Raw genomic sequence first — 15919 nt, 5'->3', positions numbered from 1 at the left:
CTACCGGTCGGCGCGAGAGGCGGCCGGTACGCTTCGGGCGTGTCCGATCCGTTCCTCTCGGCCGCCCTGCTCGAGGGCATCCCCTCGACGTACGCCGGCACCCGCGACGGCATCGACGGCATCCTGCGCGACCGCGGACTGCGCCGCAGCACCCCCGACGACACGGCTCGCTCGCTCCTGCTGGGTGCCGCTGCGACCGCCGCGCTCGAGGGCAGTACGTACGACGTCGAGGTGCTCGCGTCAGGAGGTGGGGACGGGATCGCCCGCGGCGCCGTCCGCCTGTCGACGGAGCTGCTCGGCCTGTTGCCGGTGTGGAACCACTCGCCGGTCCAGGCGCTCGCCCGCATGCACGCCCTCGCCGCGGCCGGATCGGTCGACGACGCGGACCTCGGCCGGCCGGTGCACCCGGAGGGTGTGGCCAGGCTGACGGCCCTCGCCGCGATGCTGGGCGAGCCGACCGAGGCGCCCGGCCTGGTCGTCGCGGCGCTCGTGCACGCCGAGATCGCGGCGGCCGGCGCGTTCGCCACGCACAATGCCGTGGTCGGGCGGGCCGCCGAGCGGCTCGTGCTCGTGGCCAAGGGCGTCGACCCGGCATCGGTCACGGTGCCGGAGGCCGGGCATGCGGCCGAGCCCGAGGGCTACCGGTCGGCCCTGACGGCGTACGCCGGCGGCGATCCGACGGGCGTGCACCAGTGGCTGATGTACGCCTCGCAGGCGTTCACCCGTGGCGCCGAGGCGTCACCCCTGGCGCGCTGACCGGGCCGCGCGCTCGACATACGGCTCGACCAGCGCGGCCACGGCCTTCATGCCGGCGGACCGCGGGTGCAGCACGATCCCGTCGCCACCCACGGCCGTCAGAGGGTTGGTCCAGGGATCCTTGGAGCACGAGTCGTGTCCTGCCGAGGCGGCGTGCACGTCGACGAACCGCACACCGGCCTCCTTCGCGGCGGTTGCCTGGGCGCGGGCCATCAGGTCCTCGACGGTCGCGAACTGATGCACCCGCGCCGCTGGGCCGAGCGCGGGGCACGCTCCGGTCGCTGGTGCGATCCGCAGGTAGCCGACGAGGATGACCTCGGCCTTGGGGGCATGCGCCCGGACGGCGCTGAGCGTCGCGCTGACGGACTGGCGGATGGCTGTCATCCCCGACGTGGCACTCGCCAGTGCGCTGTCGCAGGCCTTGTCGGTCCGCGTGGTCTCGATGAAGCAGCCGTAGAAGATCGACGGGTAGAGCGCCCGGTCGTTCGCGCCGATCCCGACGGTGATGACGTCACTGGACGTCGGGACGTCGTCGAGCTGCGCGGCGACGGAGCGACCGGCACGGTTCGCCGGCTCCACGATGTCCTGGGTCGTCGCGCCGCCGCAGCTGGCGTCGGCGAACCTGGACGCCTTGACGGCCCGAGCGACCAGGGCCGGGTAGCGGCCGGAGAGCCGCTGGCACAGCTCGGCGCCCTGTCCCACGGTCCCGGACACGTACGAGTCGCCGAGTGCGGCGTACGTGAGACCGGGTGGCTCGTCTGTCGAGCTCCCCGAGCAACCGGCGACGAGGAGGAGGATCACCGTGAGTCCTGACGCCAACCGCAGCGGGCTGAGAGCGCTCCGAGAGGTCACGACGCGAGTCTAGATCGGGGAAATCTTCTCGCTCCTCGTGACCTCGTCAGATGACGTCCGTTGCTCTACTAGACTCCGCGAGTGCGCTGCACTCGGCCGTTGAGGCGAGGCAGGAGTCCTGAAGCCAGACGAGAGAGGCCCCCACACGTGATCAACTCGATCAAGCGCCGGTTGCGCGACGCGATGAGCAAACGTGGCTTGTCAGTGGAACGCGAGTTCGGCGCCGATCTGTCCGAGGCCACGATCGACACGATCAGGGCCGTCCGTCCCTACACGATGACGACGGTCGCCCGTATCGAAGCGGTCTGCTCGGCGACCGAGTACATCCTCAAGTACGACATCCCCGGCGCGTTCGTCGAGTCGGGCGTCTGGATGGGTGGCAGCTCGATGGCCGCCGCCACGACGCTCGTCAAGAACGGCGTCACCGATCGCGACCTCTACCTCTACGACACGTTCGAGGGCATCCCGGCGCCCGGCGAGCACGACCGCCTGATCGGCTGGGACCGCTCGGTCAGCGAGTGGTGGGAGGAGGAGAACGCCAAGCCCGGTGGCGCGGCGTTCCTCGAAGCACCGGTCGAGGTCGTCCGCGCCAACATGGCACGCACGGGCTATGACGCCGAGCGCATCCATCTGATCCCCGGGATGGTGCAGGACACGATCCCCGCCACCGCGCCGGAGCAGATCGCCTTCCTGCGACTCGACACCGACTGGTACGAATCCACCAAGGTCGAGATGGAGGTGCTCTTCCCGCGGCTCTCGCCGGGCGGCGTGCTGATCGTCGACGACTACGGGTTCACCGAAGGATCGCGCAAGGCCGTCGACGAGTTCCTCGCCGGCCACCCTTCGCCGGTCTTCCTGCACCGCATCGATGCCGCGGGGCGTCTCGCGATCAAGCCGACCGAGGTGAACGCATGAGCGAGCCCGTCGTCCTCAACCTCGGTTGCGGCTACCAGACCAGTGCGCGCTGCATCAACATCGACTGGTCCCTTCCCGTACGCATGCGGTCCTCCAGGATCGGCCGCCGCATAGCGCCCCTGGTCCTGCAGGGGGAACGTCTCGAGGCCTATGAGGCCATGGACGGCAACACCATGCGGCACGACCTGCGCAAGGGAATTCCGTTCGCCGACGGCTCCGTCGACGCGGTGTATCACTCCCACATGCTCGAGCACATCGACCGTGACGCGGTCCCGGGCTTCCTGGCCGAGGTGCGGCGGGTGCTGCGGCCGGGCGGGACTCATCGCATCGTCGTTCCGGACCTGGAGTCGCAGGCCCGCACCTATCTGTCGACGCTCGACGCCGCGCTCGACGGGGAGCGCCGCCCGGTCGAGCACGAGGCCTCGGTGCACGACCTGATCGAGCAGCTGGTGCGCCGGGAGGCCTACGGGACGTCGACCCGCACCGGCCTGCGGAGGCGCCTCGAGAACGCTCTGCTGGGCGACGCGCGCAAACGTGGCGAGACCCACCAGTGGATGTGGGACCGCGTGAGCCTGCCCCACGAGCTCGAGTCCGTGGGTTTCCGGGATGCCGAGGTCGTGGCGTTCGACGAGAGCCGCATCGCCGACTGGCCGACGTACCTTCTCGACCAGGACAAGGCCGGCAACGAGTACCGGCCGGGATCGCTCTACGTCGAGGCCTCTGCCTGACCGTTGCTCGCTCCGGCGCGGTGGACCGCTTGGTCGGTCGCCTTGCTCAGCAGCCACCACCACGTCGCGACCTGGAACGGGGCGGACAGCGCCAGGGCCATGAAGACGCCGTAGGCCCCGTCGATCAGGCCGCCCACGGCTGCGCACCCGAGCCCGAGGGTCGAGACCACGATGCGTGCGTTGAGGCCTTCGCGTCCCGCCCCCAGGGCCCGCAACCCCACCGAGGTGCCGACGGTGAACATGCCGACGGCGCTCGTGATGCCCGCCAGGAACACCAGCGGCTCGGCGATCTCCCACGAGTCGCCCAGGAACGCGCGCCCGACGTGGTCGGGGATGAACAGGGTCACGGTGGCCCACGCCAGCGCCATCGGGCCGAGCAACCACGCAATGACCAGGGCCGAGCGCTTCACCGCCCGCGGATCGTGGCTGCGGCGAGCCAGGAGCGGCACGGAGACGCCGACGATGCCGCGCCCGACGATCGCCAGGGGCGCATAGACCGTCATGGCCGCCCGGAAGCCGGCGACCTGAGCCAGTCCGGCCGCGACGGAGATGACGACGACGAGGACGAGGTTGCTGGCCTGGAAGATCACGTTGTCCAGCAGGAAGTACGGCCACAGCTTGCGGTGCCGCCGCAACCACGGCCTCACCTGAGAGAGCCGCCCGAGACCAGAGCGCGTCTGGAGCAGACCGAGCACTGCGGCGGCGTTGCCGGCGACGGCCCAGGCCGCCAGCAGGCCCGTGGCGCCGCTCTCCTGGCTGATCGCGAGCCACAGCAACGGCAGCTGCAACAGCCCCCAGGTCAGGTCGTTGAAGAACGCGGCTCTGGCGTTGCCCTGGACGATGAGGGCGTAGCGGAAGTAGTCCTGCAGCGCCAAGCCGGGAAGGCCGATCGCCAGGGCCAGCAACACCGGCGCGAGCTGGTCGCCGACCACGAACGAGATCCCGGCCACCACCAGGCCGAGGCAGCACGTGGCCACGACCGTGGTGACGGCCGCCGAGCTCACGGCCTGCCGCAGCTGTTCGGGGGCGTCGCTCGCATGTGCCGTGGACAGCGGATCACTCGCGAGCCCGCGGATGATGAAGACCGTGAGGATGTAGACCTCGAAGGCGACCGAGAACGACCCGAAGCCGCCAGCTGAGAGGCTGCGCGCCACGATGACGATGACGACGAAGTTCGAGGCGCTCGCCAGGACCTGGTCGAGCATGCCCCACGCGACGGTCGTGCGAGCACGGCGGGACGTGGAGGCGGGGGTCACCGCCGGCGTCCAGTGGCCTCCACGCCGAAGGTCGTCACCATCCGGGTGCGCTCGCCGAGCCGCTGCCAGATCTTGGCCTGGGTCGACCAGTATCGGAAGATCTCCACGCTCTCGAACGACTCGGACAGCTGCTTCTCGATCGCGACCTCGTCGACCCCGTCACGCATGACGTGGTACTCGACCAGGTCGGAGGGAGCCGCGTCGTCGTAGGTGCCCCGGAGCCGCCGCAGGCGCGTTGCCAGGCCGCGGCCGTAGTTGCCCTGCACCAGGCGCCAGGCGAAGTAGGTCGCCCGGTCGGCGGCGTGCGCGACCTTGGACATGCGCGGGTAGTACAGCGGGTCCTGGACGGTGAAGATGGAGCCTCCGGGTGCGACCAGGCCGGTGAGGCCCGTGAGGAAGGCGAGGTAGTCGGGGATGTGGTGCAGGACGCTGGTCATGACGGCGATGTCCCACCGCTCCTCGGTCTTGAGGATCTCCTCCCCCGTCTCGTCGAAGCGGACCTCGATGGCATCACCGAACGTGCGGCGCAGGTAGTCGGCGCTGGCCGTGCTCGTCTCGGTCACCGTGATCTGGGCGCCGGCGTCGAGGACGCTGCGCGTGAAGGTGCCGTGGCCGGCACCCACCTCGAGGACCCGGCAGCTGCCTTGGCGCGCCAAGGTCTGCTCGACCAGCTTGACCATCCGCGTCTCGACCATGGTCCGCAGGTTGTCGTGAGTCAGGTGCGGTGAGCTGTTGTCGTAGTCGAACTCGTCGGTGTAGTTGATCTCCTGCGCCGCTACGACGGCCTCGGCGTGGTTGCGGCTATTTCGCTGACTCATAGCGGCATCCTATGAGCACCGGCTGCGCCGGGGGACGGATCCCTCAATACGTCGGCGTAGACCCTCTCGATCGCGGCGACCCAGGCTGCCTCCGTGTAGGTCGTGTCGAAGACCGTGCGGCAGTGATCGGACAGTGCGGGGAACGCGGTGCCGGCTCGGGCGATGTCGTCGGCGACGACGCCGCTGGTCACGAATCCGGTGCCCTGGCCGGCCACCAGGGTGCCCACGATCGACTGCGGCCACGCGACGACCGGCAGCCCTGCCGCCAGCGCCTCGAGGTAGACCGTCGGGAGCCCCTCCGGCCACAGGCTCGGGAAGAACAGCCCCTGGGCGGCACCGAGCAGGGCACGCACCTCGTCGTGCGACAGCTGGCCCACGAGCTCGACCGTGGGGCCGGCCGTACGCGCGAGCAGCTCCTCGAGGGGGCCGCTGCCCACGACCTTGAGCACCGGACCGTCGGGCCAGGCGTCGACCAGCTCGGCGACGCCCTTGTCCTCCGTGAGCCTGCCGACGTAGAGCCAGAACCCGCCGTCATGCCGGCCGGGGGCCTGCGGTGCGTCCACGAAGTTGGGCACCGTCACGAGGCGTTCACGAGGCACTCCGGTCACGGCGTAGCGCTCCAGCATGTCGTCGTTGAGGGTGATGACGCGAGCCGCGTTGGTCAGCAACGGGTCGTTCTGGAAACGCGTTCCGAGCGCGACCGGGATCGACTGCGTGCGGCTCCCCTTGAAACAGCTGTGACGTACGGCCGAGAGGGCACTGCCGGAGTCCGGGCACAGCGTGCACGACCGCCCGTCACGGTGCAGCGTCGCCGCCGGGCAGATGGGCCGGTAGTTGTGCAGTGTCGTCACGAGCCGCGAGGAGAAGTGCTGCGTCCACGTGCGACCGTACGTGGGAAACAGGTTGTGCACGTGGACGATGTCGGCCTGGAACTGTTCGATCGCCTTGCGGGGGCTGGCGCCGCGATTGGTGGCAGCACGGATCCCGGACGCGACCGGGAACAGGCGTGCGCTCTCCAGCTCGTCGGTCCGCCGGGCGAAGACCTCGACCTCGTGCCCGGCGCGCCTGAGCGCGTCCACCTGCATGTCGACGACGATGTTCTCGCCGCTGGGCTGCCGGCTGGAGTAGTAGGCGTGGACGACCGCGACCCGCAGTGTGGCCGAGCTCACCTCTCCTCGATCAGGTCGACGGAGGACAGGTGCGGCTGGCTCTTGGCCCAGGACTCGATCTCCTGCCCCAGTCGGCGACCGATCGCGCCGTGCAGGGCCGGGGTGTAGTGGAACCCGTCCGGCGTCGCCGCGAGCGGATCACCTCCGGCGACCTCCTCGACGATGTCGCGCACCGGGAAGAACCGGATGTCGGGCTCGTCGAGGCGCTCGATCAGCTCGCGGTTGACCTGGTTGACCATCGCGATGCGATCGCTCATGCCGGGGAACCAGTTGTTGTGCGCGCCGGCGGGCGGCAACAGCTCCAGGACGAAGATCAGCGGGCTCGCGACGGTCCTGACCTTGGCGATGTAGCCCTCGAGGTCGCGATTCATCCGGCGGATGCGGCGCCGGAGCAGTCGCGTTCCGAGGGGGCCGTCGATCTTGGACTGGACCGTGACGAGGGGCTTCCAGACCGCTCGGATGATCTTGCGGAAGTAGAGGTGCTGCAGGCCGGTCGTCGGCCGGTCGACCCGGTTGGCGTGGCGCTCGAACCAGTGCGGGATGAACAGGTGGATCGCCTCGTAGTGCCCGGCCAGGATCACCACGGCGTCGGGGGACCACTGGAGGATCTCCGGCTGCCACTCCTTGACGAGATGCCGCGTGGGCTGGCCCAGCACCGCTCCGTTGCGGACGGTCGCCGGGCGTCCGGCGGCGTGCAGCTCGGCCTCGATGGCGCGGGGGAATCCGAGGTCGGTACGCGGTCCACCCATCCAGGAGACCCAGTTGACCGTGGAGGCGCCTTTGACCAGGACCCGAGCAGGCAGGGGGAGCGGGGAAGGCACGAGCAAAGTACTCCTGGCAGTCGGAGGCCTGGGATCGGCCCGAGTCAGTATGCAACGGCCGCGCAGTCGGCAGCAAGGCACTAGTATCGCCGCGTGGACGCCCAAAATGACGTGAACCCAGGCATCTCGGACCTCGACACCCAGGCCACCGCCGATTCCTTCGAGCCGGGCGGGATGTTGAAGCGGCTCTACCCGGAGGCGCAGGCGGGAGGCTACTCCCGGCATGACGGCTGGATCGAGTTCTACCTGCGGGTCAACTCCTTGGTCGATCACGACAGCCAGGTGCTCGACTTCGGTGCCGGACGGGCGTACTGGATGGTCGAGCCGGTGCCGCGCACGCACCGCGAGGTGCGGCTCCTCAAGGGCAAGGTGGCGCGCGTCGTCGGCACCGACATCGATCCGGCCGTGCTCGACAACCCGTCGCTGGACGAGGCCCTCGTCGTCCCTCAGGGCGAGAAGCTGCCCTTCCCCGATGCGTCGTTCGACGTCGTCATCGCCGACTACGTGTTCGAGCACGTCACCAAGGCCGATGCACCTGCCGTGGCCGACGAGATCATGCGCGTGCTGCGGCCCGGGGGCTGGCTCGCCGCCCGTACGCCCAACAAGTGGGGCATCATCGGCCTGGGCGCCCGCGCGGTGCCCAACTCGTTCCACACGCGAGTCCTGCGTCGCCTGCAGCCCGGACGGCTCGCTGAGGACGTGTTCCCGACGCAGTACGCGATGAACACGCGGCGGGCGCTCCGCCGGCTCTTCCCGGCGTCCCGCAACAACGTCGTGGTGTACGGCCACACGAGCGAGCCGACCTACTTCGGCAACTCCGTCACCGCGTGGCGTGCCGCGGCGACGCTCGGCCACCTCACGCCGCCACCGTTGGCGGCGACGTTGATGGTGTTCGTGCAGAAGCGTCCCTGAACCGTCACTTGCCGGCGTCGAGCACGCCTCGTTCGAGCAGCGGTGCCAGACGTACGCTCTCGCCGATCGTCAGGTGCAGGCCGTCCCGGTAGAGCCGAAAGGCCCCGTCGTTCGTGGCACACACATCGTGTGCGCATACGGCCGACCGTACGTCGATCTCGTTGATTCCCTCGGCGACTGCCGCGTCGTGCTGCGCCGCCACGCCGTAGCGCTGCATGCGATCGGAGGCCGCCCGCGACCGGGACTCGCCGCAGCTGGAGGGATCCTTCAACGTCCCGAAGAAGTCGCAGGTCTCCGGGCCCCACGCACGATCGAGCGCCGTGGCGAAGAAGGGGATCGCCGTGACCTGGACCGGGGTGTGCCCAGCGGCCTTGACGTCGCGGATCGTGCGGATCAGGCCCTTGCGCCAGATCTCGCCCTTCACCTTGGGCGACGTCCCCACCACGGACTTGTCCGGGGTGGCCACGTTGATGCCGTCGGTGTCGACCCACACCCCGGCAGCCGCCATCACGACCGTGGCGGGCGGCTGCTTGCGCAACCAGCGGAGCGAGGACTCGTAGAGGGAGTGGCAGTTGTCGATCTCCGACCCGGCCTCGGCCCCCTGGATGTCGGTGAACGGGCAACCCTGCACCGTGGCGATCGTCAGCGGCCGCCCCAGTGCCTTGCTGACCTTGATGAGGCCGTCGGCGTACTGGGCGGCGTTGCTGTCGCCGATCAGGATGATGGGCTTGCCCGGGTAGGTACGGCCGACCGTGCACTCGCGGATGTTGCGGTCCGGCAGCGGGACCGCGGTGAGGCACTGGTCGCTCAGGGCCGGCTTGGGCTCGACCTGCGCTGCGAAGGCGGCGACCTTGTCGCTGCCCCAGTGGTGCTGGCTGGCGGTCATCAGAGCGACGCTGAGTGCGATCGGGACTCCGATGCACACCGCCGCGAGCCGCACGGTGGCGAACCGGGCCACGGGGCGGCGTTGGCGGAACGGCTGCTCGACGTGGTTGTACGTCAGGCGCGCCAGCGGGATCGAGACGAGGGCGGCCGCCGTCATCAGGACGACGTGGTCGGGCCAGTACACCTGGATGAACACGATCAAGGGCCAGTGCCAGAGGTACCAGCTGTAGGACCAGTCGCCCAACCGCTGCATGAGGGGGACCCGCAGCACCCGGGACACGGAGGTCGGCGTCGTCCCGATCGACGCGATGACGAGTGCCGTGCCCAGGACGGGCACGAGGGCGAGGTATCCCGGGAACGGGTCTGTGCCGTCGATCAGCACCGCGGAAGCCAGGAGCGTGACCAGCCCGGCCGCTGCGCACAGCTCGAGGACGGACTTCTTGCCCCGCGCCCAACCGGCCGGCAGCAGGCACACGAGTGATCCGGCGGCGAACTCCCATGCCCGGCTCATCGGGGAGAAGTACGCCAGTCCGGCAGACGCCACGATCAGGTGCCCGAACGTGAGCACGACCGACACGACCAAGGAGAGGACGAACGCGACCGCGATCACGACCGCCGCCGTGGTGCGCGCCGCGGCCTGCCGCCCGGTGCGAGCGGCCCGCCGCCGGGAGATCGCGAAGGCAAGAGCCAGGAGCGCGGGGAACACCAGGTAGAACTGCTCCTCGACCGCGAGCGACCACGTGTGCAGCAGGGGGACGGTGTGCAGGTTGAGCGCGAAGTAGCCGCGCGTCACGACGAACAGCACGCCGTTGCCCGTCCAGGTGGACGCGCCGATCGCGGTCAGAGCCGTGGACGGCTGCGCGCCGACGGGGGACTGCAGCAACGCCGAACCCACCAGCGTGGTGGTCACGACGAGCGCCGCAGCCGGCAGCAGGCGACGGACCCGGCGCCGGTAGAACTGTCCGAACCGGATGCGTCCGGTCGTGTCGAACTCGTTGAGCAACATCCGGGTGATCACGAAGCCGGAGATGACGAAGAACGTGTCGACCCCGACGAACCCGCCGGGAAGGGGGAGACCCGCGTGATAGATCACGACGAGCAGGACGGCGACGGCGCGGAGGCCCTGGATCTCGTCGAGCCGCCCGCCTCGTTCGGTCCCGACGGACTGGCCGGACGCTGCGGCGCGATCTGGTCGGTCACGAGCAAACAGCGTCATGCTTCAACCCTTTGTGCGTGACATCCCGATGGTGAATCGGCTGGACGTGTTGCCGTCGGCGACAAGACGGGAGACTAGCCGATGCTCCGACTGCAGGTGGTGGTTCAGGACGGTTTGCGAGCGTACACGTCGAGCACGTTGCGGAAGAACCAGTCACGCTCGACGAACGTGTCGATCATGCGCGACAGCCGGTTGCGCAGAGCTGCGGGGACGCCGAGCGACTCGAGGTAGTCGCTCGTGGTGAGCGAGTAGCGGGCGCGGGGCTCGATCGCCACGATCTCGAACCCGGCACGTTCGAGCTTGCGCCGCATGCTCGCCGTGCTGTGGAGGGTCATGTGGTGCTCGGCGATCCGGCGGTCGGTGATCCGGGTCGCCCGCCCGCGGGTCAGGTCGGACAGGCGCATGCCGATGGTGTCCATCGCTGACCAGCGCGGGGTCTGGAGGAAGAGGACGCCACCGGGCTTGAGGATCTCCAGGGCACCGCTGAGCAGCTGGTCGCCGTCCGTGACGTGCGCGAGGACGCACCACATCGTGACGGCGTCGTGCTTCCCGGCATCGTCGATCACGGACAGGTCGCCCAGATGCATGTCGATGTCGTAGCGCTCCTTGGCCAGCACCACGGCGCCAGGAGAGACGTCGTTGCCCGCGGGCTGGAACCCGGCGTCACGTGCCAGCGAGAGGAAGTTGCCGGCGCCCGCGCCGATGTCGAACAGGCTGAGGTCGGACGAGCTGTCGAGCATCCCGGCGAGCCGCTGCAGCGTGGCCGTGTGGCTCCGCTCGATGACGTGGGTCCGAGTGCGTTCGGTCCAGGCCGCGAACTCGTCGCGGTCGATGTCGAGCGACTCGTTGAGGTCCTCCGACGTCGGCGGGTTGGCCAGGTTGTGCGAGCCGCACACGCGGCACTCGTTGATGATCCGACCGGTCTTGCGGGACGCGGCGTGAACCCGGATGTCCGTGGACAGGCACGAGGGACAACGAGGATTCGCCTCGACCGGGGAAGGCAACCTGGTGTCACGGGAATCCATGCATGTCCTGCCTTGATCTCGGGTGGTGGATCGACTCGCCGACCACGGGCCGACCAGCCACCATGACGTCAGCGGGGCGCCGAGCGTTGAGTATGCTATCAGCGCGAACCGCGGCTCCAGACTCGCCTGGTCGGCAGTCATCGCGGCGACGACATCCGACCCAATGCTGCAGGGGTGACCATGAAGAGCGCGTTCATCACGGGGATCACCGGTCAGGACGGCTCCTATCTCGCCGAGCTCCTGCTCGAGAAGGGCTATGAGGTCCACGGGCTCGTACGCCGCTCCTCGTCGTTCAACCGAGCACGCATCGACCCGATCTGGGAGTCGCACGCCGAAGCCGCGAAGAACCTGCACCTGCACTACGGCGACATGACCGACGGCGGCAGCCTGGTCAACCTGCTGCGCGAGATCTGCCCCGACGAGGTCTACAACCTGGCAGCGCAGAGCCACGTCAAGGTCTCCTTCGAGATGCCCGAGTACACCGCCTCGGCCGACAGCCTGGGCACGATCCGGCTCCTCGAGGCGATCCGGCAGTTCGTGCCCGAAGCGCGGTTCTACCAGGCGTCGACCTCCGAGATGTTCGGCGCAACGCCGCCGCCGCAGTCCGAGAGCTCGCCGTTCTATCCCCGGTCGCCCTACGGCGCCGCGAAGCTCTACGCACACTGGGTGACGATCAACTACCGCGAGGCCTACGACCTGTTCGCGGTCTCCGGCATCGCGTTCAACCACGAGTCCCCGCGACGGGGCGAGTCGTTCGTGACGCGCAAGATCACCCAGGCCGTCGCGCGCATCAAGCTGGGCCTGGCCGACGAGCTCCACCTGGGCAACATCGACACGATCAGGGACTGGGGCTACGCCAAGGAGTACGTCGAGGCGATGTGGCGCACGCTCCAGCACGACGAGCCGACGACGTTCGTGATCGGCACCGGTGTGGGGATCTCCGTCCGGCAGTTCTGCCAGACGGCGTTCGAGCACGTCGGCCTCGACTGGGAGCAGTACGTCCGGCATGACGAGCGCTACGAGCGTCCCACCGACGTCGATGCGCTGATCGCTGCCCCCGGCAAGGCGTTGGACCTGCTCGGGTGGAAGGCCGAGACCACGGCTGAGGCCCTGGCCCAGCTCATGGTCGATGCGGATCTCGCGGCCGCATCCCGCGGATGAGGCGATCGGCCCTCATCACGGGAGTCGGTGGCCAGGACGGGATCCTGCTTGCGCAACACCTGCTGGGTCAGGGATACCGCGTCACCGGGACCGTCCGACCGGGCGGTCGCGGGTCGCCGCGCTCGGTCTACCTGACCGGCGTGGACGTGCGCGAGTGCGACGTACGGGACTCCGACGGGTTCGCCACGTTGCTGGAGGACGTACGACCTGACGAGATCTACAACCTCGCGGCGTTCAGCTCGATGGTGGGGAGCTGGGAGAATCGCGACGTCGTCACGGCGGTCAACGCCGACGCCGTCGAGTCGATGGTGCAGGCGACGGCGACGCACGCGGCACGTCACCACAGCTCGCCGCGGTTCTTCCAGGCGTCCAGCTCGGCGGTGTACGGCTCTGTCGTGACGGGGCCGTGCACGGAGAGCACGCCGCACCATCCGGAGAGCCCCTACGCGGAGGCCAAGAGCAGGGCGCATCGTGCGGCCGCGGAGGCCCGTGACCGCGACGGACTCTTCGTCTCTGTCGGTGTCCTGTTCAACCACGAGAGCCCGCTGCGTGGGCACGGCTTCGTGTCGCGTCGCGTGAGCCGGGCCGTTGCCGCCATCAGCGAGGGTCACGCGGACGAGCTCGTGCTCGGCGATCTGTCGGCGGCACGTGACTGGGGCGCGGCCAAGGACCATGTCCGGGCGATGCACCTGGCGATGACCCACGACACCCCTGACGACTACGTGCTGGCGACCGGGCGGGTCCACACCGTCAAGGACCTGGTCGAGGCCGCGTTCGCGGCTGCGGAGCTGCCGGATCCGTGGGTCCACGTACGCCAGGATCCAGCCCGCATGCGTTCGGCCGACGTCCCTGGCCTCGCGGGCGACACCACCCACGCGACTGACACGCTCGGCTGGCGGGCGACCACGTCGTTCGACGAGATGGTCGCCCAGATGGTGTCTGCCGACGTGCGACGGCTGCGCAGCGGTGTCGAGGAGTCGGCCGACTACCTGCCCTGACCTGAGGCTGCGTCGGTGGTCCGGGGCGCGACGGCCGCGTCCAGGATCTGCTCGAACTCGTGGGCGACCTTGTCGACGTCGAACTTCCGCTCGGCCGTGGCGCGCGTACGTTGCCCGATGTCGAGCTGGGCCTGGCGATCGCCGGACAGGTCGGCGAGCCACGCGGCGCCCGCCTTGGCGCCGACGTCGGTCGGCTCGGCGACGAACCCGCCGCTGTCACGGATGTCGAGCGCCGCCGGGTTGTCGCCGGGCATGAGACCGAGGATCGGGCGGCCCGCCGCCATGTAGGACAGGACCTTGCTGGGGATCGAGAACTTGGTGGCGTCCGGCTCGAGCAGCGCGACCAGGACGTCGGCGCTGCCCAGCACGTTCGGCAGGTCCGCGGCGGGCTGGAACGGGAGGACGCGCACCGGAAGGTCGTCGTCGCGGGCGATCGTCGCCAGGTCGTCCGCCGCCTCGCCCTCGGAGATCACCGCAAGCTCGGCGTCGACGCCCTGGGAGCGCACGGTCGTCAGCAGGTCGATCAGGAGCCGGGGGTTGTGCTTGCGGCCGAGCGTGCCGGCGTAGACCAGTCGGAGCGCGGCGTCGGCGCCGAACAGGTCGGCCGTGCGCGGGTTGTCGCGCTCGACGGGATAGATCTTGTCGAGCGGCGCCCAGTTGGGGATCACCGACACGTGGCCGGCCGGGACGTTCCAGTCGCGGTAGACGCCCTCGAACGCGTCGCCGATCGCGACGACGTGCGCCGCCCGGCGGGCGCAACGTGCCTCGAGGCCCACGAGCACCTTGCCGCCGAGCCAGGCCAACGGACGTGGCAGCTTGCGGCGCAGCTCGTCGGCGAGCGCGAAGCTGTAGATGTCCTGGTGCCACAGGACCCACGGCAACGTGTGGCGCTTGGCGTGCCGGGAGAAGAGGTAGAGCGTGATCAACGGCAGGTTGCACGCGATGACGACATCGGCCGACGAGGTGCGCAGCCGCGCGATCCACGCGCGGGCGTACGCGCGCTCCCACCGGAGCCGGGCCAGGGGCGCGTACTTCTTGAACGGCAGGTCGAGCGCGATGGAGCTGAACGTCAGCGAGTCGGGGTCGTCGTCCTGGTGCTCGAGGTGTCCCTTGCCGCTGACGTACTGCTCGGCCGAGACGTGCTCCACGGTGTGCCCGCGCCGTGCGAGCTTGCGCGACAGCTCGGCCTGGAAGGGGTGGCCGGAGAAGTCGTGGACGATGACCTCCATCGCGGGGTCTAGCCCCGGGACTTGAGCTGGTCGTAGATCCAGCTGTAGGTCTTCTCCAGCCCGTCACGCAGCGAGATCGACGGCTCCCAGCCGTAGATCTCGTGGAACATCGTGTTGTCGGAGTTGCGGCCGCGTACGCCCTGGGGCGCCGAGAGGTCGTGGTTCTTGGTGACCGTGATGCCGGCGATGTCCTCGAGGATGCCGATCATCTGGTTGATCGTCACGAGCTCGGACGAGCCGAGGTTGACCGGCTCGACGTTGTCGCCGGCCAGGATCTCCTGCGAGCCGCGCACGCAGTCGTCGATGTACATGAAGCTGCGGCTCTGCTCGCCGTCGCCCCAGACCTCGATCGTGTGGTCACCGCTGAGCTTGGCCTGCGCGATCTTGCGCGACAACGCGGCGGGTGCCTTCTCGCGGCCACCCTCGAACGTACCTTCGGGGCCGTAGACGTTGTGGTAGCGGGCGACGCGGGTCTCGATGCCGAAGTCCTCGCGGAAGTGGCGGGCCATGCGCTCGCTGAACAGCTTCTCCCAGCCGTAGCCGTCCTCGGGATCGGCCGGGTAGGCGTCGGACTCCTTGAGCGCCGTGACGTTGGGGTCGGTCTGCTTGTCACCGGCGTAGACGCACGCCGAGCTGCTGTAGAAGTAGCGCTGCGTGCCGGCGTCGCGGGCGGCCACCAGCACGTTGGTGCTCGTGAGGACCGACAGCATGCACTCGGCCTTGTTGTTCTCGATGAAGCCCATGCCGCCCATGTCGGCCGCGAGGTTGTAGATCTCCTCGGTGCCCACAGCGATCTTGTGCGCCTCGCGCATGTCGGCACAGTCCGCCACGACGTTCTCGGCGTCCGCGTGCACCTGGTACCACTCGTCCTGGGGCTTGACGTCCACGGCGCGGACGGCTTTGCCCTGACCGAGAAGATCAGCGACGAGGTGGCCGCCGATGAATCCTCCGGCGCCGGTCACAAGTACGGTCATCGAATTTTCCTACCCTTTTCGTGGCCGCGGTGCCCGGGCCGTTGCACGCCTGCAGTCCACCGCTCGGTGAACGCTCAGGTTACACAACGGTGGAGGGTGGTGTTGGTTACGCCCATGACGCGAGGGTGGAGTTCATGCGCGAGTCGGCCGCAGCCTCGCATACACTCCCTGTTACACCTGATCGAAATCGGTCGTGGAGAAACT

The 15919-nt window shown here is 69.3% G+C and carries 15 protein-coding genes; 6 read left to right on the top strand and 9 right to left on the bottom strand.

Annotated features, from left to right (window positions below; genetic code table 11):
* Positions 1–39 precede the first annotated feature (39 nt).
* Positions 40–756 (top strand): hypothetical protein, encoded by a 717-nt coding sequence (locus ASC61_RS05040; protein ID WP_056210107.1) that lies wholly within the window; start codon positions 40–42, stop codon positions 754–756.
* Here ASC61_RS05040 and ASC61_RS05035 read toward each other — a convergent pair.
* On the bottom strand, positions 739–1608 hold the full coding sequence (locus ASC61_RS05035; protein WP_082530471.1) for an SGNH/GDSL hydrolase family protein: 870 nt from the start codon (positions 1606–1608) through the stop codon (positions 739–741). The genes ASC61_RS05040 and ASC61_RS05035 overlap by 18 nt on opposite strands.
* 147 nt (positions 1609–1755) lie before the next feature.
* Here ASC61_RS05035 and ASC61_RS05030 point away from each other — a divergent pair, with 147 nt between their 5' ends.
* Both ASC61_RS05030 and ASC61_RS05025 read left to right on the top strand, forming a co-directional pair.
* Positions 1756–2523, top strand: a complete 768-nt coding sequence (locus tag ASC61_RS05030) for a TylF/MycF/NovP-related O-methyltransferase (RefSeq protein WP_056210102.1) — start codon at positions 1756–1758, stop codon at positions 2521–2523.
* Positions 2520–3251, top strand: coding sequence for a class I SAM-dependent methyltransferase (locus ASC61_RS05025; protein ID WP_056210101.1), 732 nt, complete (start codon positions 2520–2522; stop codon positions 3249–3251). The genes ASC61_RS05030 and ASC61_RS05025 overlap by 4 nt, the downstream gene beginning before the upstream one ends.
* On the opposite strand, the gene ASC61_RS05020 is transcribed toward ASC61_RS05025, so the two are convergent.
* The 4 genes from ASC61_RS05020 to ASC61_RS05005 are packed head-to-tail and all read right to left on the bottom strand — an operon-like array spanning position 3230 to position 7315.
* Positions 3230–4507, bottom strand: a complete 1278-nt coding sequence (locus ASC61_RS05020; protein WP_056210099.1) for a hypothetical protein — start codon at positions 4505–4507, stop codon at positions 3230–3232. The two genes, ASC61_RS05025 and ASC61_RS05020, sit on opposite strands and share 22 nt — an antisense overlap.
* The gene (locus ASC61_RS05015) at positions 4504–5325 is read right to left on the bottom strand and encodes a class I SAM-dependent methyltransferase (protein ID WP_056210097.1); all 822 of its coding nucleotides are present in this window, start codon (positions 5323–5325) and stop codon (positions 4504–4506) included. Before ASC61_RS05015 ends, ASC61_RS05020 begins: the two co-directional genes overlap by 4 nt.
* A complete protein-coding gene (locus ASC61_RS05010) occupies positions 5322–6494 on the bottom strand; it encodes a glycosyltransferase family 4 protein (RefSeq protein ID WP_056210095.1) in 1173 nt (390 codons plus the stop codon). The genes ASC61_RS05015 and ASC61_RS05010 overlap by 4 nt, the downstream gene beginning before the upstream one ends.
* Entirely contained in the window at positions 6491–7315 is an 825-nt protein-coding gene (locus tag ASC61_RS05005; RefSeq protein WP_162243647.1) for an SGNH/GDSL hydrolase family protein, read from the bottom strand. Before ASC61_RS05005 ends, ASC61_RS05010 begins: the two co-directional genes overlap by 4 nt.
* A 93-nt stretch (positions 7316–7408) precedes the next feature.
* Here ASC61_RS05005 and ASC61_RS05000 point away from each other — a divergent pair, with 93 nt between their 5' ends.
* The gene (locus ASC61_RS05000; protein WP_162243646.1) at positions 7409–8227 is read left to right on the top strand and encodes a class I SAM-dependent methyltransferase; all 819 of its coding nucleotides are present in this window, start codon (positions 7409–7411) and stop codon (positions 8225–8227) included.
* A gap of 4 nt (positions 8228–8231) precedes the next feature.
* Here ASC61_RS05000 and ASC61_RS04995 read toward each other — a convergent pair whose 3' ends face one another.
* Together ASC61_RS04995 and ASC61_RS04990 are read right to left on the bottom strand one after the other, a co-directional pair.
* Positions 8232–10328, bottom strand: coding sequence for an acyltransferase family protein (locus ASC61_RS04995; protein ID WP_056210091.1), 2097 nt, complete (start codon positions 10326–10328; stop codon positions 8232–8234).
* A gap of 104 nt (positions 10329–10432) precedes the next feature.
* The gene (locus ASC61_RS04990; RefSeq protein WP_162243645.1) at positions 10433–11353 is read right to left on the bottom strand and encodes a class I SAM-dependent methyltransferase; all 921 of its coding nucleotides are present in this window, start codon (positions 11351–11353) and stop codon (positions 10433–10435) included.
* Positions 11354–11533: 180 nt separating this feature from the next.
* Between ASC61_RS04990 and gmd the strand changes: the two genes are divergently transcribed.
* Together gmd and ASC61_RS04980 are read left to right on the top strand one after the other, a co-directional pair.
* Positions 11534–12514, top strand: a complete 981-nt coding sequence (gmd, locus tag ASC61_RS04985; RefSeq protein ID WP_056210087.1) for a GDP-mannose 4,6-dehydratase — start codon at positions 11534–11536, stop codon at positions 12512–12514.
* Positions 12511–13512 carry a GDP-mannose 4,6-dehydratase gene (locus ASC61_RS04980; protein ID WP_056210085.1) on the top strand — a complete coding sequence of 334 codons (1002 nt, stop codon included), beginning with the start codon at positions 12511–12513 and terminating at the stop codon, positions 13510–13512. The genes gmd and ASC61_RS04980 overlap by 4 nt, the downstream gene beginning before the upstream one ends.
* Here ASC61_RS04980 and ASC61_RS04975 read toward each other — a convergent pair.
* On the bottom strand, positions 13500–14741 hold the full coding sequence (locus ASC61_RS04975) for a glycosyltransferase family 4 protein (protein ID WP_056210083.1): 1242 nt from the start codon (positions 14739–14741) through the stop codon (positions 13500–13502). The two genes, ASC61_RS04980 and ASC61_RS04975, sit on opposite strands and share 13 nt — an antisense overlap.
* An 8-nt stretch (positions 14742–14749) precedes the next feature.
* A complete protein-coding gene (locus ASC61_RS04970; RefSeq protein ID WP_056210081.1) occupies positions 14750–15715 on the bottom strand; it encodes an NAD-dependent epimerase/dehydratase family protein in 966 nt (321 codons plus the stop codon).
* Positions 15716–15919: the final 204 nt, after the last annotated feature.

The organism is Aeromicrobium sp. Root344 (assembly GCF_001425755.1).
GTDB lineage: Bacteria > Actinomycetota > Actinomycetes > Propionibacteriales > Nocardioidaceae > Aeromicrobium.
The sequence above is the reverse complement of the archived record's forward strand: the minus strand, read 5'-3'. Positions and strand labels throughout refer to the sequence as shown.